The sequence below is a fragment of the Neobacillus sp. Fa239 genome (genome assembly GCF_055395235.1).
Map to the genome: position 1 here is coordinate 570876 of NZ_AP041611.1, position 22410 is coordinate 593285.

General features: G+C 37.7%; 17 protein-coding genes. 15 read left to right on the plus strand and 2 right to left on the minus strand.

Annotation, left to right across the window (positions count from 1 at the left end; all coding sequences use genetic code 11):
• Positions 1-265: 265 nt before the first annotated feature.
• The 4 genes from ACZ5XR_RS02730 (at position 266) to rlmD (ending at position 3892) form a co-directional block, all read left to right on the plus strand.
• Complete coding sequence (locus ACZ5XR_RS02730; RefSeq protein ID WP_464500177.1) at positions 266-1255, plus strand: nuclease-related domain-containing protein; 990 nt, start codon at positions 266-268, stop codon at positions 1253-1255.
• 38 nt (positions 1256-1293) lie between these two features.
• Entirely contained in the window at positions 1294-2061 is a 768-nt protein-coding gene (gene pdaA / locus ACZ5XR_RS02735; RefSeq protein WP_464500178.1) for a delta-lactam-biosynthetic de-N-acetylase, read from the plus strand.
• Positions 2062-2145: 84 nt separating this feature from the next.
• On the plus strand, positions 2146-2460 hold the full coding sequence (locus tag ACZ5XR_RS02740) for a putative quinol monooxygenase (RefSeq protein WP_464500179.1): 315 nt from the start codon (positions 2146-2148) through the stop codon (positions 2458-2460).
• Positions 2461-2512: 52 nt separating this feature from the next.
• The gene (gene rlmD / locus ACZ5XR_RS02745; RefSeq protein ID WP_464500180.1) at positions 2513-3892 is read left to right on the plus strand and encodes a 23S rRNA (uracil(1939)-C(5))-methyltransferase RlmD; all 1380 of its coding nucleotides are present in this window, start codon (positions 2513-2515) and stop codon (positions 3890-3892) included.
• Positions 3893-4041: 149 nt separating this feature from the next.
• On the opposite strand, the gene ACZ5XR_RS02750 is transcribed toward rlmD, so the two are convergent.
• Positions 4042-5223, minus strand: coding sequence for an MFS transporter (locus ACZ5XR_RS02750; RefSeq protein ID WP_464500181.1), 1182 nt, complete (start codon positions 5221-5223; stop codon positions 4042-4044).
• A 286-nt stretch (positions 5224-5509) separates the two neighbouring features.
• The gene (locus tag ACZ5XR_RS02755; protein WP_464500182.1) at positions 5510-7063 is read right to left on the minus strand and encodes an ABC-F family ATP-binding cassette domain-containing protein; all 1554 of its coding nucleotides are present in this window, start codon (positions 7061-7063) and stop codon (positions 5510-5512) included.
• 678 nt (positions 7064-7741) lie between these two features.
• On the opposite strand from ACZ5XR_RS02755, the gene ACZ5XR_RS02760 reads away from it, so the two are divergent.
• From ACZ5XR_RS02760 to ACZ5XR_RS02810, 11 genes are all read left to right on the plus strand, one after another.
• Entirely contained in the window at positions 7742-10192 is a 2451-nt protein-coding gene (locus ACZ5XR_RS02760) for an alpha-mannosidase (protein ID WP_464500183.1), read from the plus strand.
• Positions 10189-11694, plus strand: coding sequence for a xylulokinase (gene xylB / locus ACZ5XR_RS02765; RefSeq protein WP_464500184.1), 1506 nt, complete (start codon positions 10189-10191; stop codon positions 11692-11694). The genes ACZ5XR_RS02760 and xylB overlap by 4 nt, the downstream gene beginning before the upstream one ends.
• Before the next feature lie 59 nt (positions 11695-11753).
• Positions 11754-12389, plus strand: a complete 636-nt coding sequence (locus ACZ5XR_RS02770) for a YesL family protein (RefSeq protein WP_464500185.1) — start codon at positions 11754-11756, stop codon at positions 12387-12389.
• A 490-nt stretch (positions 12390-12879) separates the two neighbouring features.
• The gene (locus tag ACZ5XR_RS02775; RefSeq protein WP_464500186.1) at positions 12880-13884 is read left to right on the plus strand and encodes a LacI family DNA-binding transcriptional regulator; all 1005 of its coding nucleotides are present in this window, start codon (positions 12880-12882) and stop codon (positions 13882-13884) included.
• Positions 13885-13926: 42 nt separating this feature from the next.
• Positions 13927-14850: a carbohydrate ABC transporter permease gene (locus tag ACZ5XR_RS02780; RefSeq protein ID WP_464500187.1), complete on the plus strand. Its 924-nt coding sequence runs from the start codon at positions 13927-13929 to the stop codon at positions 14848-14850.
• Positions 14851-14909: 59 nt separating this feature from the next.
• Entirely contained in the window at positions 14910-15803 is an 894-nt protein-coding gene (locus ACZ5XR_RS02785; RefSeq protein WP_464500188.1) for a carbohydrate ABC transporter permease, read from the plus strand.
• A gap of 208 nt (positions 15804-16011) precedes the next feature.
• Positions 16012-17295, plus strand: coding sequence for an ABC transporter substrate-binding protein (locus ACZ5XR_RS02790; protein WP_464500189.1), 1284 nt, complete (start codon positions 16012-16014; stop codon positions 17293-17295).
• Positions 17296-17432: 137 nt separating this feature from the next.
• Positions 17433-18689 carry an amidohydrolase family protein gene (locus tag ACZ5XR_RS02795; protein ID WP_464500190.1) on the plus strand — a complete coding sequence of 419 codons (1257 nt, stop codon included), beginning with the start codon at positions 17433-17435 and terminating at the stop codon, positions 18687-18689.
• 5 nt (positions 18690-18694) lie between these two features.
• The gene (locus tag ACZ5XR_RS02800) at positions 18695-20731 is read left to right on the plus strand and encodes a hypothetical protein (RefSeq protein WP_464500191.1); all 2037 of its coding nucleotides are present in this window, start codon (positions 18695-18697) and stop codon (positions 20729-20731) included.
• A gap of 54 nt (positions 20732-20785) precedes the next feature.
• Complete coding sequence (locus tag ACZ5XR_RS02805; protein WP_464500192.1) at positions 20786-21445, plus strand: aspartate/glutamate racemase family protein; 660 nt, start codon at positions 20786-20788, stop codon at positions 21443-21445.
• Between the two features lie 19 nt (positions 21446-21464).
• Positions 21465-22382, plus strand: coding sequence for a class II fructose-bisphosphate aldolase (locus ACZ5XR_RS02810; RefSeq protein WP_464500193.1), 918 nt, complete (start codon positions 21465-21467; stop codon positions 22380-22382).
• The last annotated feature ends 28 nt before the right edge of the window (positions 22383-22410 follow it).

A 22410-nucleotide genomic window follows, 5' to 3' on the forward strand; every position in this document is an offset into this window, starting at 1 on the left:
TTCCTCTTTTTATGTTGAATTGTAAATTTGTTGATATTTGCATGATTCGTGTTGATATCCTTTAAAAATGTGTTGATATCCGCTGAATTTATGTTGATATATTCAAAATCTGTGTTGATATAAACCAAATCTGTGTTGATATCTGAAGAAAATATGTTGATAAAAATTTATATTGTTAAATATTTGCCTCATTTTATAAAAATAGGTGCAGGAATTCCGATAAATTTCGTTGAAATGATTACTAAAAGAAAAAGGAGGGATATACTTGTTTGAAAAAGATCTACTAAAACCAATTATTTTGGCAAAACATGAGGCGCTGACAAGAAGATTATCAGAAAATCATCCCATTTTGCCAGCTGTTGAAGAAAAGCTAATAAGCTTAAGGTCAGGATATCGTGGAGAAAAGAATCTTCATTATTTTTTAAGCTTGCTTCCCCCAAAAAAATACCACATTTTCCACGACATTAGACTCCCCCATGAAGAATCCTATTTTCAAATTGATGCATTTCTCCATTCTGAAAAATCAGGGCAAATCATTGATAGTAAAAATTATGCAGGAGACCTATATTTAGAAAAACATCAATTAACTCAAGAATTTAATGGAAATAAAAAGGTGTATCCAAACCCACTCTTTCAAGTCACTCGTCATAAAATGCAATTGCAATACTGGATGGAGAAAAACCAATTACCTATTATTCCATTGAATTATTTTGTTTGTTTTACTAATCCCTCCTCTACCTTACATATTATCCCCGGATATACAGAGGCTGAAAAGAAAGTATGTAAAGCAGAAAATTTGTTAATGAAAATTGAGGAGCAGGATAAATTTTTAAAAAAAGCCTTAATTGATCCAAAAACATGTGGAAAAATAAAAAAACAAATATTAAAACAACATACGCCGCCTCAGAGTGATATATTGCAATTATACAAATTAAAGATTAACGAAATTTTAACAGGTGTTCAATGCCCGAAATGTTTATTTATTCCCATACAATATAAGGGGAGAAATTGGGAGTGTCCAGCTTGCTTCACCATTTCTAAAGACCCCTTTATACAAGCTATATCTGATTATTTTCTTCTTATTAAACCCACAATCACAAATGCTGAATTAAGGTGGTTCCTCCATTTGCCTTCGCCTAGAGCAGCAGCCTATATACTATCTTTCCTAAATCTGCCTTATACCGGTACCAATAAAGGTCGCATCTACCACCAACCAAACATCCCTTTTTCTTCCAAACATGTTTTCCCAAAATAAAGCAAACAATATAAAAAATGAACTAGGAGGAACATGGTTTGAAAAGAATACTGTCCATCCTAAGTATATTGCTCCTTTTGGCTCCTTCTATATCCTTTGGAGCGGTATCCAATCGGCCTTATCATTGGGGAATTCAAAAGGGCTCAAATGAAAAGCCCGCTCAAGCAGGCGAATATATGGATCAACTTCTTGCAAAATATGGAGCTTTTTATAAAAGTGATACAAAGACTAAGACCTTATACCTTACATTCGATAATGGCTATGAAAATGGCTACACACCAAAAATACTGGATGTCCTCAAAAAAGAAAAAGTGCCAGCCACTTTCTTTGTTACAGGTCATTACCTGGTTGATCAGTCCGAGCTAGTCAAGCGCATGGTGGAAGAAGGCCATATCATAGGAAACCACTCCTGGGATCATCCGGACATGACGACGATAAGCGATGCAAGGATCCGCGAAGAGCTTGAAAAGGTAAAAGTCAAAACGCAAGAATTAACAGGCCAAAAAGAAATGAAATACTTACGCCCGCCCAGAGGCATTTTTAGTGAAAGAACGTTACAGGTAGCAAAAGAAGCAGGCTATATCAGCGTATTCTGGTCTCATGCTTATGTAGATTGGAAGACAGACCAGCAAAGAGGCGCACAATATGCATATGACAGAATTATGGAGCGGATCCATCCTGGGGCAATTATGCTCTTACATTCGGTATCAAAGGATAATGCCGACGCCCTTGATGAAGTTATTCAAGACTTGAAGAAGAGAGGATATCATTTCAAAAGCCTTGATGAGTTCCCTTTGAAAAAGTAATCTTCCGAAAAAGCCGAATTTCATTAGGAATTCGGTTTTCTACTGTGAATTTTGTCAACACTTATAAAAATGAGGGGGATGAATATGAGTAAATTCGGGTTGTATGTAAAATTTACTGCTCAAACAGGCAAACGTGATGCTTTAGTGGATATTCTCTTGAATGCGGCTGCTGCGATGGAGAACACAGAAGGCTGTGAGATATACGTGGTGAATGTTTCAGAGAGTGAGCCGGAAATCATTTGGGTAACTGAGGTTTGGAGCAATGCGGAAGCACAACAAAAGTCGCTTGCTTTAGAAAGCTCAAAAGAAATAATTGCACTGGCAAAACCGCTCATTGCAGCGATCGAAGCGATAAACATCATACCACTGGGCGGTAAGGGAATGAAAAACATGCTATAATACGGGGATGAAGAAAACCGGCCAGGCGCTGAGCATATTTGGAGTGAAACCTATGAAAACAGAACAAACCGTGAAAATACAATTGAATCAAACCTTTCCGCTAACAATTAAAAGACTTGGCATCAATGGCGAGGGAGTCGGCTATTTTAAAAAACAAGTAGTCTTTGTTCCCGGCGCTCTTCCAGGAGAGGAAGTGGTGGTCGAAACGACTAAAGTCCACCCCAAATTTGCCGAAGCCAGGATTAAAAAGATTCGCATCAAGTCTCCTCACCGAGTTCTGCCGCTTTGCCCGGTGTATGACCAATGCGGTGGCTGCCAGCTCCAGCATCTGCAGTATGACCAGCAGCTGAAGGAAAAACGCGATATTGTGATTCAATCCCTTGAACGCCACACAAAGCTTTCTCTCGACAAGCTTGATATCCGCGAAACGATCGGAATGGAAGACCCTTGGGGCTACCGCAATAAAAGCAGCTTTCAAGTCGGGCAAAAAGATGGTAAGGTCCTGGCTGGATTATATGGATTAGATTCCCATCAGTTAATTGACATTGATCAATGTGCCGTTCAACACTCGCAAACAAATGAAGCAACCTCACTAGTTAAACGAATCTTAGAAGAGTTAAAAATACCGGTTTATAATGAAAAATCAAGAAAAGGAATCGTCCGCACCATTGTCACCCGTGTCGGCGTGCAAACAGGAGAATTGCAGGTCGTATTGGTTACAGCCCAAAAAGAGCTGCCGAAACAAGACCTAATCATAAATGAAATTCAAAAAAGGCTGCCTGCCATCAAATCCATCGTTCAAAATATAAACGGGCAAAAAACCTCGCTTATATTTGGGGAGGAAACACAAGCATTAGCGGGTGAAGAATTTATCCAAGAAACATTAGGGGATCTTCAGTTTGAATTATCGGCAAGAACCTTTTTCCAACTGAATCCGACTCAAACGGTAAAGCTTTATAATGAAGTGAAGAAAGCAGCTGGCCTTACTGGTACAGAAAAAGTGGTCGATGCCTATTGTGGTGTCGGGACAATTGGATTATGGTTGGCTGACCAAGCAGCAGAAATCCGCGGGATGGATATCATTCCTGAATCCATCGAGGATGCAAAGAAAAATGCAAAACGACATGGGTTTACCAATACAAAATATGTCCCTGGCAAAGCCGAAGAGGTGCTTCCAAAATGGGTCAAAAAAGGCTGGAAGCCGGACATCATTGTCGTTGACCCACCAAGAACAGGTCTCGACAGCCAGCTGATCCAAACCATTTTGCAGGTAGAGGCAAAAAAACTTATCTATGTCTCATGTAATCCCTCCACACTTTCGAAGGATCTTCAAACTTTGAGTTCTAAATATGAAGTGAAGTATATCCAGCCGGTGGATATGTTTCCGCAGACGGCACATGTGGAGTGTATGTCGGAGCTAATTTTAAAATAGTGTGTAAAAGATATTTACATCATAGTTGCTCCTGTGAGCTGAGTGTTAAAAAAAGCAGGATCCAGTTTTGGTTCCTGCTTTTTTTATGGTCAATGTAATTAGGATACTTCTCATTTCGAATAGTGATTTTATCTTCCCAATCCGAATTCTTACGCAACGCGTTGCTGTTGCCGTTCATTTTCATGATCAAATCTTCGGAATCTAATAAGTGAATAAACCATAACAAGCATCATTCCAAGCGCCAAATAAGGAAGGTAAGGCGAATGAATCGACTGAACAAACAGGTACAATACTAGATATATTAGCGAACGACCAAGTGTGATTAAGTATTCACGTTTCAAAAGAATCACGATTTGATCTTCTTTTTTCATGCCATTTAAATATCTAAAAAAGGTATTGTCCATTGTGTAACCGTACACGTAGACTGAAATAACAAGTCCGACCATTGCTACAAAATAAAGTGGCTTTAACTGTCCCAAACAGGTTAGTAAAATGAATGCCATACTGATTAAGGTATAAATCACAAACTGTGTTTCCATTTTCAATTTTTTTAATCTTGATATATACACAATGCCAATGGTTAAACCCACAATATTTAGCACGTTTAAATACGATACATAAAGCGCATTTTTGGATAAAACCACCATTAAAATGACTTGAAGACACGCCATACACTCCAAAACACCTGCTGTAATGATCCCAAATGGGACCATTTGGTTTGATACTTTTACAGTCCTATAATCCCGGAGGAAGTTTGATTTAAACTCAGCTTCAATGGAGGGAAGCCTGGTGACCGCAACAAAATACAAAATCGATATCAAAAGCATTAAACAAAATGACACCATAAAACTAAAATAATAGATTAAAAAAGAATTAATGAGTGGTAGTACAATCATTAAAATATTTTTTACATAGCCAATACGCGAATTAAATGTATTGAGTTCAGATCGAGTTGATAGAACACTTAACGCGTAATTGGAAGAAGAATAAAAGAAACCAAAAACGCAGCCAAAACAAGTTGCTGAAAGAATAAGAAGAACAATATGACTAAAGTGTGAACTTAGAAGAAGAATAATAAAAAGTATGATGGCTGAAACAGCACTTAAGTAATAACTTGTTTTTAATTTATTTTTGAACAGATAATATGTTCCAATTGTATAGGCAAAACATGATAAAAAATAGCTTAAGCCATTAAAGGCAATCAGTGGCCCCAGTGTAGTGCTGTTTTTCCAGAAATAATAACTGATAAAAATTGTACTGTACCCGGTTATGCTTAAAAAAACCGATTGAAGAAGGAACAGCTTTTTCAAATCCGAATTTATAAGGAACACCTCTTCTCGTTGAATAAAGTTTTTCCTTCCTTAGTTTAAAAGAAAAACAAAGTCTTGTAAAGGAGAAGAAATTAACACTCGTGATGGTGAATTATGTATGAAAACTACCAGCACCACATGTGTTGCCACATACACTCTGGTCATGTAGAAGCTGTTGCCAAACTAATATTGAAATAAATAAAAGCTCATTCTACCTTTAAGGATATTTTTATTAAAATTTTGGATGGATTAAAAAAAGGAGTACCCAAGTGAAATTTAATTTCATTGGGTACCCCTTAATCTTTATTTAAAACACTTTCGTAGTCCAATCCTCACAATTCCAAATATCGGTCGCAATTTCACGATAGAAATCAGGTTCGTGGGATACCATCAAAATACTTCCGCGATATGCCTTTAAAGCACGCTTCAATTCTTCTTTTGCATCCACATCCAAGTGATTGGTAGGTTCGTCTAGAATTAATAAATTCGTTTCTGTGTTTAATATTTTACACAATCGAACTTTGGCTTTTTCGCCACCAGAGAGGACTTCGATTTTACTTTCAATATGTTTCGTCGTTAATCCGCATTTTGCAAGAGCAGCACGGACTTCAGCTTGATTCATACTTGGGAATTCGCTCCAAATCTCTTCAATACAAGTGTTGTAGTTGGACTGTTTAACTTCCTGCTCGAAGTAACCGATGTGTTGATACTCACCACGTTCCACTTTACCTGAAATGGGATTAATCAACCCAAGAATACTTTTTAAAAGAGTAGACTTACCAATACCGTTTGCACCCACAAATGCAATTTTTTGTCCGCGTTCCATTTTCAAATTCAGAGGGCGAGAAAGTGGTTCATTGTAACCAATAACAAGATCTTCAGTCGTGAAAATCCAACGACTAGCTGCACGAGCTTCTTTGAAATTAAACTCTGGTTTTGGCTTCTCTTTCCCCAATTCAATAATTTCCATTTTGTCAAGCTTCTTCTGACGAGACATCGCCATATTACGTGTCGCAACACTTGCCTTGTTACGAGCAACGAAATCTTTCAAATCAGCAATTTCTTGTTGTTGACGCTTGTAAGCAGACTCTAGCTGCTGCTTCTTCATTTCATATATTTTTAAGAAGTTATCATAGTCACCAACATAGCGATTCAACTCTTGGTTTTCCATGTGATAGATCAAGTTAACAACATTGTTCAAGAATGGAATATCATGTGAAATCAAGATAAATGCATTCTCATATTCCTGTAAATAGCGCTTCAACCATTCGATATGCTGTTCATCCAGATAGTTCGTAGGTTCGTCTAGTAATAGGATTTCAGGCTTTTCTAGCAAAAGCTTAGCTAGCAAAACTTTCGTACGCTGTCCACCGCTAAGATCATCTACATCTCGATCGAGCCCGACATCGTCTAATCCTAGACCACGAGCAACTTCCTCAACTTTTGAATTAATTCGATAGAAGTCATTACTATCTAAAGTTTCTTGTAGTTCTCCAACTTCTGCAAGTAATGCATCGATATCAGCGCCTTCATCACCCATTTTTGCATAAAGCTCATTGATCTCTGATTCAGTATCAAAAAGATATTGAAAAGCAGTACTCAAAGCTTCCCGCATCGTAGAACCTTTTTGAAGTACAGCATGCTGATCTAAATAACCAACACGAACTTTTCGTGACCACTCCACTTTCCCCTCGTCGGGTTGCAACTTCCCAGTAACAATATTCATGAAAGTAGACTTACCCTCACCATTTGCTCCAACTAGTCCAACGTGCTCTCCCTTTAAAAGGCGAAAAGATACATTATTAAAAATCGCACGATCACCGAAACCGTGGCTTAAATTTTGTACGTTTAATACGCTCATTTTTTTAACCCCTTTATCTAATGTCACATGAGGATATCTTACTAGGTTTTGACTGCTTTTTCTATATTGAAATTATTTTTTGTGAAAATTGAAGTCTGCCCCATCTTAATAAAATAACAATGGGGTAAGAGTCTATTATACAACCAAACCTAGAGGTATGATATGAGTTATTTCCATGTGGGAATAATTGTAGAAAAAATGAAAGAATTGGTTGAGTTCTAAATTAAACTTGTTAAAATCGTCCTGCCATCTTCTCGGCAGCAAATTAAATCCAAATTGTGGATTCATGGCCTAACGCTAGCTCTTAAATTGATTTTGCTTCGATTTATTGTGTTTTAATTCGCTTTTAATTCATCGTCAATCGAGATTAGGTTTTCGCATTCTCACCATAATCATTCAATTCGAGCATCATGAATTACATCACGCCACATTACCAGCTTACAACTGCTCAAATTTATAAAAGATTTGATGGGAACGTTCCCACTTTTATAAAAATTCTGATAGAATTGTAATGAGAGGAGGAATTTTTTTAATAATAGAATTATTTTTGTTTATTGGAAAGAAAAATAATGCATCATTAACTAAAAGGTAAAGCAAAAAAGATGTATGACTAAAGAATTCAGAAGGTAAAAGATTTTTAAACTTGAAAAGTTCCTAATATTCAGGGGGAAATTGTTAATGAAAAACATGTTCATGATTGGAAATGCCCATCTTGATCCAGTGTGGCTCTGGCAGTGGCAGGAAGGTTTTCAAGAGGTGAAGGCAACATTTCGCTCAGCACTTGATCGGTTAAGGGAATACGAGAGCTTTATTTTCACATCCAGCTCGGCAGCTTATTATGAGTGGATTGAAATGAATGATCCGAAAATGTTTCAAGAAATCAAAGAAAGAATTCAAGAAGGTCGATGGGTGATTTGTGGCGGCTGGTGGATTCAGCCTGATTGCAATATTCCAAGCGGTGAATCATTTGTCCGTCAAGGGCTGCTTGGGCAAAAATACTTTATGGAGAAATTTGGGGTTACGGCAAAGGTTGGCTACAATGTCGATAGCTTCGGACATCATGGAATGCTGCCGCAAATATTGAAAAAATCCGGAATGGATTCCTATGTATTTATGCGTCCGGGTCCTGAGGAGAAAGGTATGCCCAGCCGGTTATTTCTATGGGAATCCAATGATGGTTCACGAGTAAAGGCCTTCCGCATTCCATTTGAATATTGTACATTCGACCATTTGGAAAATCATATTTTGCATTGCAAATCAGAGCTTAAACATTCATTTAACAACTTAATGTGCTTTTACGGCGTCGGTAACCATGGCGGCGGACCGACAAAAGAAAATATTAAAATTATAGAAACATTGAAGAATACATTGGAAGATACTAATCTTGTTTTTAGTTCCCCGAATGACTTTTTCGAACATGTAGAGAGTTTTAAGGATCAGCTTCCGGTTGTCCATGATGACCTTCAGCATCATGCGGTTGGCTGTTATTCTGTTCTTTCAGAGGTGAAAAAGTTAAATAGATATTCTGAAAATCTCCTGTTAATGGCTGAAAAGTTTTCTTCTATTGCGAATCGGACAACAGGACAACCATATCCTGAGGATATGAATCAGGCATGGAAGGATATTTTATTTAACCAGTTTCATGACATTTTAGCAGGTACAAGTATTGAAGCGGCTTATGTTGATGCCAGGGATTTATTTGGGGAATCGATTAGTATTGGCTCCCGTAACTTGAATTACGCCTTGCAATCGATAAGCTGGAATATCGATATTGCAGAAGAAAAGGACATGAAGCCAATCGTCATTTTTAATCCACATTCATGGCGGACGAAGGTGGTAGTAGAATTTGAATATGGATTGTTTGTTAATTATTTATTGCCGGAAACGTTCATTATTGAAGATGTGAATGGGAATGAAGTACCATATCAAATTGTTGATTCAATTGCCAAAATTCCGAATCGGAAAAGAGTGGCGTTTTTGGCAGATCTTCCGCCCCTAGGATATAGCACGTATAAGCTTCGTGCCGTCAAATCTGAAAAAGAGTTTGAAACAGTGAAGGTTAAAGATTATGAAATGGAAAACGATCGATTCAAGCTTGTGATTGATAAAGATACAGGCGGAATTGGCAGCTTATTTGACAAAGATAAGCAAATTGAAGTGTTTAAGGACAGTGCAGCGATCCCTTATGTCATGAATGATCTTTCAGATACATGGGGACATGGGAAGCATCGATTTAATGAAATTGCAGGTGAATTTAAGCCGATTCGTATAAAGAAATTGGAGGAGGGACCAGTCCGAGGAGTTATTCGAGTGATTTCCAGGTTCCGAGCCTCCACAATTGTTCAGGACTTTATCATGTATAAACAACTGAATAAGATTGAAGTAAAAGTGAAAGTCAACTGGCAGGAAAGCTATCAAACATTAAAGATAAAGTTCCCAGTAGCCTTTAATCAGCGGCACACAACTTATGAAATTCCATTTGGGCATATTTCCCGAGAAGCGAATGGTGATGAGGAGCCGATGCAGAATTGGATTGATGTAACGGGAACAATTAACAAAGAAAAGAAAGAAATTTACGGCCTAAGCATACTTAATGATGGAAAATATGGTGTCGATGTAAATGGACATACAATCAATTTAACGGTTTTAAGAAGTCCGATTTATGCACACCATGCACCGTTTATTCCTGATATGGAGGAAGATTACCCGATTATTGACCATGGCATTCAAAGCTTTATCTATCAATTGCTGCCCCATGAAAATAGTTTGGAAGAAGCTGAAACAGTTAAGCATGCCATGGAACTGAATCAAAAGCCTCAGTGGATCGTGGAAACATATCATAAAGGTTCTTTACCGCAAGAGGATTCATTTATTTCAATTGACCGGTCTAACATAATCCTTTCTGCATTAAAAAAGGCTGAGAATCATGAGGATTTAATAATTCGTCTATATGAAGTAAATAATGAAGAAACGACTGTGAATGTGGTATTGGAAAACTGGGGAAGATCAATGGAATTACACTTTGGTCCTTCTGAAATCAAAACATTATGCATTCCAAAAAATCCTGAAAAGCAAATTTATGAAACCAATTTAATTGAAGATTTGGAAAATAGTAAGGTGACGGTATGAAGCATTACTTGGGAATTGATTTAGGTACTTCTTCACTAAAAGTGGCAGTAGTGGGTCAATGGGGAGATATTATCGCCAGCTCAACAAAGTCCTATAGTATACAATCCCCTTATAATGGATGGGTTGAACAGAATCCGGATCATTGGCAGACCGCTTTAGTCGAAGCGATAGCAGATTTGAAAAAAGCGAATTCACAAATTCACCAAGAAATAAACGCTATTTCTGTAACCGGACAAATGCATGGCATTGTTCCTGTCGATAAAAATGGAAACGCATTGTATCCGGCAATTATTTGGTCCGATCGCAGGAATGAAGAGGAATTAGCGGCTATCCAATCCGGATTAACCAATGAGGAATGGGTTTCCATTACGGGGAATCGGCCGAATATTAGTTTTACACTTGGGAAAATTATGTGGTTTAAGAAACATCAACCTGAGCTTTATAAATTAACGGACAAATTTCTGCTACCAAAGGACTTTATCCGGATGAAGTTGACAGATTCGTTTGAAACGGATTTTAGCGACGCCTCGGCTACTTTGCTAATGGAATTGGAGACCTTAGAATGGTCTGAAAAAATAATCAACAAATTTCATTTGGACCCATCAAAGCTGCCAGCGATTAAACCGTCTAAAGCATTGATTGGCTCTGTTACCAAAAAAGCGTCCGAAACTTTTGGTTTTTTAGAAGGAATTCCGGTGATATGCGGGTGTGGAGATGCCCAGGCGCAGGCTCTTGGTAATGGAATTATTGATTCAAAAAACTGGCTTTGTACGATTGGAACAAGTGGACAATTATTTGTGAGTTCGGAACAACTTTCAGTTGAAAAGAATGGGACACTTCATACATTGGCGCATGCTGACCCTGGCAAATGGGTATTGATGGGTGCCACATTATCTGCAGGAATGTCATTTAAATGGTTGAATGAATCTATTTTTAATGCCAGTATCGGTATCAAAGAATTACTGGACCTGGCGAGTGAGGCAAGCCCAGGAGCAAAAAATTTGCTTTTTCTGCCATATCTATTTGGTGAGCGGTCACCTTTTATGGATGAAAAAGCTAAGGGAGCGTTTATTGGTTTAACTCATGAGCACACTAAGTCTGAAATGGCCCGAGCAGTAGTAGAGGGTGTTCTCTTTTCCTTGTATCAATCATATAAAATCGTCGAAACAACTACTGGTCAAAAATGTGAGCACCTTCTATTAACAGGTGGAGCTGCACAACATAGCTTATGGGTTACGACTGCGGCCAATATTTTTAATGTGCCCGTAGTTGGAAGCAAAAGCCGTGGCGGAGGCGCTTATGGAGCTGCGATGTTGGCTGCGGCAGGTATAGGTGATTTTATTAATTTAGAAGAAGTGTCAAATCAATGGGGGTTGCATCAATATGAAAAAATTGAACTGCCAAATCAACCGTTACATGAAAAATATGAAAAACTTTATCGGGTTTATGCAAGATTGTATTATTCATTAAAAGAGGTATTTCATAGTTTGCATATTGGATGAAGAGCTGGACCAAAGGATAAAAGATTAAAATTTCCTATCTGTTCAAAGGATGATTAAGAATGAAGTCAAAGGGATTAAGTGGTTTCATCTATCGGATAACGGAACTGGTTATGCATTTTGCCTATCTTCAATTATTATGGATTGTCTTTATAATCGTTGGCTTAGGTATTTTTGGGTTCTTCCCTTCAACAGCTGCCATGTTTTCTGTCATTCGCAAGTGGTTATTGGGAGAAGAAGATGCTCCTGTTTTTAAAACGTTCTGGCAAACATATAAAACCGAATTTGTTAAAGTTAATGGTTTGGGTTTAATCTTGGTAGTAGTTGGCTGGATTATATATATTGATTTTCACTACTTTAGTTTAGGGAAATCGATTATCGGTTCGGTAGTAAAAGTAGGAATAATATTGATTGCGTATTTCTTTATTACGACATGTATCTATTTTTTTCCCGTCTTTGTACATTTTCAATATCGTTTTTTTGACTACTTAAAATATAGCTTTTTATACAGTGTAGCTTCACCTTTAAAGACAGCTGGGATCTTTATCATCTCCTATATAGACTATTGGCTGTTAATCAAAGTACCTGCCCTATTTCTGTTTTTTAGCGGGAGTGTCATTAGTTATATTTGGATGTGGTATGTATACAATACAATCGTGAAAATTAATAAACTTGCGGGGGATAAAAAGGCAAGGTAATAATTGGTATGATTCCAAAGTTTTATTGAAATCAGAAAATTACTATTATTGTTGACAAAATGGTTATAAGCCTCTAAAATTTTAAGTAGATAAGATTTGCTTGCTCTTAAACGGGAACGTTCCCAAATGAAGAAAAGGAATTTGAAAAATCATTCCTTAAACTTATTTTTAAAGTCATATGATAGGAACAGTTAAAGAGCAAGATGTTTTTTTTATGGAAATGAAAACGATTTCCCGCATTTATTTGACAGAAATAGTTATGTTATTATTATTGACCTGCGATCCTTCCATATGATGGAGGGGCCGTAGGGATTTGGCAGTTCAATACATGAACAGCCTTGAATGAAGCCACTTAATGCTTTATCACAGTGGTGCATATTTGACGGTTTTGTGTTGGAAGTTGCTCTGGTCATCCTAAAAAATTTTAGTTGGTTTTGGGAACGTTCCAACTAATAAATTAAAAATAGTAAATCAGAAAGGAGGGATATAAATGAGTCCTACAATTAAAGATGTCGCAAGATTGGCTAATACCTCCAAAAGTACAGTTTCTCGATATTTAAATGGACAGCCAATAAAAAAAGAAACAGAAGAGGCACTTAAAAAAGCAATTAAAGAATTAAACTATCATCGTAATGAAAATGCAAGGCGATTAGTAGTAAGTAAAACGCGGACAATTGGAATTGTTGTTGATACTATGTCGAATCTTTTTTATTCTGAGATTTTCAGAGGAATTGAAGAAACAGCAAAAGAGAACGGGTATAATTGTGTGTTTTACAGTATGACTTCTAATTACCAATTGGAATCATATTTTCAAAACCTTTATTTTGAAGGACAAGTTGATGGAGTCATCATGGTCAGTTTCAAGAAAAGAGATTTACGAGATTTACAGGAGATAGCAAATGCAGATTTTCCCGTTGTTATCTTTGGGGATACGGCAGGTGTCGAGGAATTAATTTCAGTAGATGTTGATAACTATTATGGAATTGCTGAGCTTGTTAAATATTTAAACAGGATTGGTCATCAAAAAATTGCTTATATATCGGGTCCAGATCACGCTGCGGCCACAAAATGCAGGCTGGCAGGATATTTGGAGACGATGGAACAATTAAAGCTTAGGGTCGACCCTGAATGGATTGTTCCAACTAATTGGTCAAATGAAGATGGCTATAAAGCAATGAATCATTTATTATCTGTCGGAGATTTCACTGCGGTTGTTGCTTCTAATGACGAAACAGCCATTGGAGCTTTAAGAGCGCTCCAAGAACAGGGGTACAGTGTGCCTAGAGACCTTTCCTTAACCGGGTTTGATGATATTACGATATCTGCTTGGGTTTATCCATCATTGACAACCGTAAAGCAGCCATTTCGAGCTATGGGAGCACGGGCTGCGGTAGAACTGTTTAAAAGGATAGAGAATAATGAAGAATTCGTATATGAACGTCATCTATTAAAGCCGCATTTAATAATCCGAAATTCATGCAGAAATTTGATGTAAAATCTATCGAAAGAAAATAGAAATATAAGTCAGAAGGTTACGATGCTAAGGATTTCATTAAAAAGATTAAAAGGCTGTGAAGTTATGAAAAATTCAATCAACAAATCCCGATATGGGCTATATTTTGTACTTCCGTTTTTTATTATATTCCTAATTTTTGGGCTAACTCCAATCATCTATTCACTCTATTTAAGTTTTACGAAATGGGATGGTTTCACGGCCCCAGCATTTATTGGGCTAAAGAATTATACCAGATTACTTCATGATCCACTTTTCTATCAGTCGATAGGGAACACATTAATTATTTGGATATTATCGATTATCCCTCAATTGGCGTTGGCATTGGCATTGGCTCTAATTCTAAATGAAAAGTTTATCAAAGGAAAAAATTTCTTTCGGGCTGTTTACTACTTTCCTAATATCGTAACACCTGTAACGCTAGGGGTTTTATTCAGTTTAATGTTTGACTGGCAAACAGGCAGTGTCAATAAGCTTTTGATGGGGATGGGCCTTATTCATGATCCAATTTACTGGTTTAATAGCCCGTGGCTTTTGAGAATTATTGTAGCGCTGGTTATTATATGGCAATATTTTGGATTTAATATGCTTGTTTTTATTGCCGGGCTCCAAGCCATTCCAGGTGAACTTTTTGAGGCAGCTGAAGTGGATGGTGCTTCACGATGGAATATTGCAACGAAAATTACATTGCCGTTATTAAAACCGGTATTGTTGTTTACCTTCATTACCTCTATCATTGGCGGCCTGCAATTATTCGATGCACCTTTAATGCTTGGCAGTGGTCCAAAAAATTCAACCTTGACAATGGTAATGTATTTATATCAAACAGCATTCAAAAACTATGATTATAGTTATGGAGCTGCAATCGCCTATGCAATCTTTGTTATCATTTTAGTATTCTCGTTAATTTCCATAAAGTTCTCAGGTATGAACAAAGTTGAACAATAGACAAGCTTTTACTATTGAATCAGGGCTCTTTGATTCGGATGAAAGGAGATCCTTTAATAATGAGTGTAAATCATAGTATTGTAGAAAAAACTGTTCCAATAACCAATTACAAAACTGGAAAAAAGAAAAGCTTAATAGAAATAGCGGGGAAGTCCTTCCTATATTTATTTCTTTCTTTGATTGCGTTTACATGTATAATGCCCTTTTATAGCATGTTAGTTACTTCCTCTCACACAAATTCAGAGATTGCAAGGAAACTGTTATTAATTCCAGGATCTGAATTTATCAATAACTATGAACGTTTAATTCACACTGTCCCAATTTGGCGGGGGTTTGTTAATAGTTTGTTTATTACGATTACTTCAACTGCCTTGAATTTGTACTTCTCTGCTTTAGCAGGTTATGGTTTCTCGAAATATAACTTTAAGGGGAAAAACATTCTTTTTCTCGCCGTCCTTGGAACAATGATGATTCCTGGACAACTGGGAATAATCGGCTTTTTCAAGCTCGTAAATGCATTGCACATGTTAAATACCTACTGGCCAATCATCCTTCCATCGATATCAAATGCATTTGGGATCTTTTTTATGAAACAAATGTGTGATTCAACTGTTCCAACAGAGATCCTTGAATCTGGAAGGATTGATGGGTGCCGTGAGCTCAGAATTTTTCATAGTTTAGTTCTTCCATTACTAGTGCCGGCCCTATCAACATTAGGGATTATGTCTTTTATCGGTAAGTGGAATGAATTCCTGACACCTATGATTGTGATCTTTAATAATGATATGCAGCCGCTGCCGGTTATGATTGCGAGTGTTAAGTCTCAATTCTCTACTGACTTCGGAGCGATGTATGTGGGGATTATGATTTCTGTTATCCCAATCTTGATTTTCTTCTCCATTGTTTCCAAGAAGATCATCAGTGGTGTTACTGCAGGAGCACTAAAAGGATGATTTGGACCATGACTTGACGGGGGTGGTGCCGGAAATACATATAGGATGATAAAAAACATTCAGTGAAGGAGTGGAAATCCTTCACTGAGGCAAGCATTACTTATCTTTTTAAAGGTGTTATAGAATTGACGGTCTTTAGTCACCTAAAAAATGGATAAGAAAAAATATTAGACCTTCATTATATCAAAAAAGGGGTTGTACATCTACTATGAAAAAATGGCTTTCTATCGTATTTGCGCTCGCTTTAGTTTTAGCACTATTTTCAGGATGCTCAAGTTCTAATTCTTCTAGTTCTTCTTCGGCTGCAACCAATGCAAGCAATAAGTCTAGTGGTAAAATTGTCATTTGGACATACTTTGGTCAAGTGAAAGATTTAGCTGCACAGTTTGAAAAAAAATATCCGAATATTAAAGTTGACGTAAAGGTTTTCCCTGGCGATCAATATCAAACAAAACTATTATCTGCACTTCAATCAGGCACAGACGTTCCAGATGTGTTTGACCTGGAAAGAGGCTATATTGGTAAATTTATTGATTCTCCATTTATCCAAGACCTTTCAAGTATGGGTGGAGATAATTTAGTAAAAGGCTATGTTCCATATGTACAGGAACTGGGAAGAGATTCACAAGGTAAGTTAAAGGCTGTTGCAGATACCTCATCACCAGGCGCGTTCTGGTATATCAAAACAAATGCAAAAAAATGGTTAGGTACAGATGATTCAAACCAAATTAGTCAAATGGTTAATTCTTACGACAAAATTATTGCATTAGGCGAGAAAATTAATAAGGAAAGTAATGGAAAGGTTCATTTAGTTTCTTCAAGCGGTGATTTGTTTAACATTGAAGCTTATAATACACAGCCATTCGTAAAAAGCGGAAAATTAAATATCGATCCTGCCTGGGAGAAAATTTATAATACCCAAAAAGAAATGTTTAATAACAATGTTGAAGCCAAGCTTGATTTCTTCTCTGCTGGCTGGGGAAATGCCCTTAATGATGGAAGTGTTATTTTAACGGCAATGCCTGCATGGGGAGGCTTCATGGTAGATAACAAAAATAATAAGGCAAATAGTAAATTTGGTATTGCGAATACACCAAAAGGATGGTACATGGGCGGTACGTACCATGCAATCTATAAAAATTCTCCAAACAAAGATTTAGCTTATAAATTCATGCAGTATGTTGCAAGTAAAGACTGGCAGCAATATAACCTTAAAACCACTGGTAATATGCCAGGATTAGAATCAGTTTTTAATGATAACCTGACTACATTTAAATTCCCAATGTTCGGTGATGAGAATGTGTTAAAGCCTTACTTTGATATGGTGAAAAATATTCCTGCGGAAAAAGCAGATAAATATGGTGAAGACGTACGAGCACAATGGGTGAAAATTGCTGGTGAAGGTGTTAAGGATAATGAGGATTACACTCAAGTAGTGAAAGACTTTAAAGCAGAAGTGCAAAACACATTCCCAGATATTCAAGTCAATTAACTTGTTTGTCTTTGAAAAAAGGATGACTTAAGTCAAAGGGCACTTTCTTGCTGCTCCATACCGATCTATTTCGATTTGGAGCAGCTAAGGGGATGTCATCTTTTAGGTCATCCTTTATCTTTGGAAGGGGCAATAAAATGAGCAGCATACATGAAGAAATTAACAAAATTCGCATCATCGATGGTCATGAACACATTGACCCAGTAGAAATACGAAAAAAAAATAAAGTGGATTTTTTTGGTCTTCTTCATTATTTAGATTCAGACTTGATTACCGCAGGGATGCCACGTGGTATTTTAAGCCGAAATACAAAATTAAGTGATGAAGAGAAGGCAGAGCAATTTCTAACTTTTTTTAATAGAACGAAAAATACGGCCTATGCACGAACATTAAAAACTGCGGTAAATGATTTATATGGGATGGATGATTGGTCAGTTCAAGGGATTTTATCCCTAAATGAAAAAGTATTGTCAGCTACAAATGATGATCAATGGTATGCAAAAGTGCTGCAGGAAAAGTCGGGAATTGATTTAGCTTTAACATTAGCTTTTACAACGAAAGTCGATTTTTCACTTTTTCGGCCAGTCATGTTTTTAGACTATGCCTATAAGTTGAGGACTCTAAAGGATGTTCAGGCTATTGAACGGGACTCCGGTGAGAGGATTCATACCTTCCAAGATTATCTTCAAGCTGTAGATGCCTTATTAAATAGGTTTGTTACGGAAGGAATGATCGCCACTAAGCTGGGCCATGCCTATTGGAGGTCGCTAAAGTCGACGAAGCCTACCTTTTATGAAGCGGAACAATGTTTTAATCGCCTGCTTTCATCTTTTTTGGACCAGCCTATATCGCAACAAGAATCGATTCTTTTGCAAGATTATCTGATTCATCATATTATCCAATGTTCCATCAAATATGATTTGCCGATTCAAATTCATACAGGGCACCAGGAACCAAGCGTTTCCGGGAATGGAAATATCATTACCAACTCGAATGTAACGGATTTAATTCCTCTAATAGCCGCTTACCCTGATGCAAAATTTGTTTTATTACATTGTGGTGTCCCATACCACCAGGAATATATGAGTATCGCTAAAAATTATCCGAATGTGTACGCAGATTTTACTTGGGTATATGTGATTTCCCCATCAATAGGTAAACAAATTATGCATCAAATGATTGAAATGGTTCCGCAAAATAAGATTTTCGGATTTGGCGGGGATTACAATGTGATTGAAGGAACATATGCACATCAAAAGCTTGCACGTAAAATCGTGGGAGATGTATTAGTGGAAAAAGTACAGGACCAAATGTTATCAGAAAAAGAAGCTGTAGAGTTGGCACAGCGGATTTTTAGAGATAATCTGATAGAACTTTACAAACTAAAGGTGTGATTTGCTTGGGAACACTTATAAACATAAAAAATGATAGTAATAAAAAATACGAAATTCAAGTCTTTTCATCGGAACGAAAGAGTGGAAACGCGTTCCTTCAACTCGATACACTGCTCGATATCTATAATGAAGATAAGGATGTAGAAAAAATAAGGATCGATGAGGTAAAAGAAGTTGATAGCGGTTATCGCATTTCGGGGAGTGGAAATTTCTTTACTGTCCATTCTGATTGGAAGCATATACAAGACGGATGCGGCTTTATCCAAGTAGATCTTGATGTAAGGTATCATAAAAATATTCCAGCGTCTTTTGGCTTACAATTTAACTGTGAGCTGCTTGGAAGTGGAATGCCGACCTGGATGATTCCAGGGGCTTTTTATAAAGAAAATCGCTTCGAACATAATGCCAGAAAATATCCAAGATATGATTACCGCGGCGGAAACCATGACGAGATGGTATCAGACTATTGGTCTTTCCGTACAGATCGCGCTGCTCTTCCTGCCATCTTTGCCTGGAATGATGAAATGTGCGGGGCACTCTGTGTGGAAGAAATGAGTGAAATCGGGTTAACAGGATTGGGCTTCCGCGGAAATGAATCAGAATCTTCCATTTGGGTGAACTTTCCTTATAAAGAGGAGCCTGTCACATTTATAGGCGAACCCATTCCAGCGCCAAAGGATATAGCTTTATACACTTTTAAGCCAGGTGAAACCATCCATTTGCAATTGAAAATCTATACAGCATCACCTGATTTACACTCTTATAATCCGTTTGTTCGTGAAATGTACAAGCTTCATCAACAGGAGTACCCATTAAACCCATGGATGGGACTGGAAGAAGCTTCTGACCTTACTGCACACGGATTATATCGTTGGCATTATATGCCTGAACATAGCATTCTATCAGAAACTGCTGCCTTCGACAGGGAGTTTAATAATAATGTTAAAGGAATGGGTGACCGTCCTCATATGCATGTTGGCTGGGTCAGCGGTGTACCTTATGCCTATGCGCTGCTGACATTCGGAAGAAACAAAGCAATTGGTCATTATGTTGATGCAGCAATTGATGTAATCAATAATGTTGCTTCAGCGCTTGCTCCAAGTGGAACGTTCTGGGCATCCTGGGTTCTCGGGAAAGGCTGGGGAACAGGCTGGAATCCAAAGAATACGTGGTTACAAGCCAGAACAATCTCTGAAGCAACCCTTTTTTTGGTCCGCGCCCTAAGCTTTGAAAAGCAATCCGGTTTTAGTCATCCTGAATGGGAAAAAGCAGTCCTTTCAAATTTAAACTTTGCTATTGAACATCAACGTGCTGATGGTAATTTCGGATCCTATTATCATTGTGAAACAGGCGAAGTCGAAGAATGGGATGGTGCAGGCGGTATTTTATGGATTGCTTCATTATTGGAAGGAAGTAAATATTTCAATAATGAAACATTTCTAATGGCTGCCAAAAAAGCAGGGGATTTCTACGAGCAATTTGTTTTAGATGAATATATTTACGGTGCTCCGGAGGATGTCCATTTAACACCGACATCTGAAGATGCTTACAATGCCGTTGTTGCCTATGTATTACTCTATGAAAATGATAAAAATGAAAAATGGTTAAACCTTGCCAAGCATGCAGCTGATTGGTTAATGACCTTCCGCTGGACATATAATCTATCTTTCCCGGAGCATACCTTCCTGAAACAATATGATTTCCGTTCCCGCGGTGCAGATCAAGCTTCTCCTTCAAATCAGCATTTACATAATTATGGATTGTTTTGTGTTCCAGAGATGCTTCGCCTATGGCAATATACTGAAGATTCCTATTACCTGGATCGGACGCGGGATCATATTGCGTGCTTCCTGCAATTTATTGCCAGGAATGATGGTGATTTCAATGCCTATAAGGGTATGGTTACCGAGCGCTTTTATAATACAAATTGCTTTCAGCCAAAGGGAATGATGCTAACTCTCTCTCATTCTTGGTGTGTAGGGCTTGTTCTATATGCAACACAAGAAGCCTTGTCTTTTAGCAGCAAATTACAGCTGCCATAACAGCGGAATGGACTGACCGTTGGCAAATGAGTTTAGATCTGGAGGAATTTAAGGATGAAAAAGAAACTGGCAATCATTCATACGACACCGGTTACAATTGAGCCTTTAAAGGAATTAGCTGCAAGAATGATTGGAGATTGCGAAATTATCAATTTAGTAGATGATTCCATTCTGCCTCAATTAGGCCGCAATGGTGGAAACGTTCAAGAAATAGCTGAACGGTGGGAAAGCTACGCCAAGGTTGCGGAACAACTTGGTGCCGATTGTATTTTAAATGCTTGCTCTTCTATAGGTGAACTTGTTAAAAATACTCAGTCAAAAGTATCAACTCCAATCGTCCGCATTGATGAGGCTATGGCTGAATTTGCAGTTGACATGGCGGAGAAAATTGGAGTTGCTGCGACATTAGAGACAACTTTAAAGCCTACTCTGGAACTCCTTAAGCAAAAAGCTGAGAGAAAAATGAAAAATGTGGAGTTTGAACCCATTTTGATCGCTTCTGCATACAAAAAATTACTTGTAAATGATAAAGAAGGTCATGATGCTGATTTGTCGGCTGCCTTAAAAGAATTGGCTAAAAGGGTTGACATCGTTGTTCTTGCTCAGGCTTCAATGGCGCGAGTCGTTTCAACGTTTACACAAGAAGAGCAAAGACACTTTGTAACGAGTCCGGAATTGGGAATGGAGACAGTAAAACGCACACTGCAACAATAAAATAAAAAGGATGATTAGAATGAATCAATTAAAACCGACTAATGTCATTTCATTAACAGAAGCACTGGCGGTTGCGGAAAAATTTCAATATGCAACAGGATCATTTTCACCAAGATATACAGCCATGATTGCCCCAGTATTGAAGGCTGGCCAAAAGACTGCTTCCCCGCTTATTGTTCAAATTTCACAAAAGGAATTGGAGCGCTATGGGATTACTCCATTTGAATTCGCCAATGAGTTTTATGCACAGCTTGAAAAATTGGCTATTACGGTGCCGGTTGTTTTACACCTCGATCATACGAAGGATTTAAAAATCATAGAGGATGCCATTGAGGCTGGTTTCACTTCCGTTATGATTGATGCCTCTGAAAAACCATTCTCAGAAAATGTGAAAATCACAAAAGATGTTGTGGAATATGCACATGCAAAAGGGGTTTCTGTTGAAGCGGAACTCGGAATGATCGGTACGACTGATTTTATTGAGACAGATAACGATGAAGAATTATATACAGACCCTATTGAAGCAGCAGAATTTGTAAAGCAGACGGGTGTCGATGCACTAGCAGTATCCTGCGGTACAGCTCATGGTGTGTACATGGTTCGTGAACCAAAGGTTGATTATGAGCGTTTAGCTGCAATTCGTGAATTAACTCCTGTTCATTTAGTCCTTCACGGTGGGTCTGGTGTACCGAGCGAAATGGTTCAAAAGGCATTTCAATTGCCAAATGGCGGCGTAAGTAAAGTGAATATCGCTACAGACTTGGAACTTTCTTTTTTAAATGCAATCGGTCGTGAAGAAAGAATGACAAATATGGAATGTAACCAATTACCTGAAGACAGATTAATAGCTGGTCAAAACGCAGTGGAAGAAACAGTAAAAGGAAAAATCTCCAAATTTTTATTAAGTGAAAATAAAGCGGGTCAATTCAATAAATAATCAACGAGATGAGACGGAGGGCTTTAGG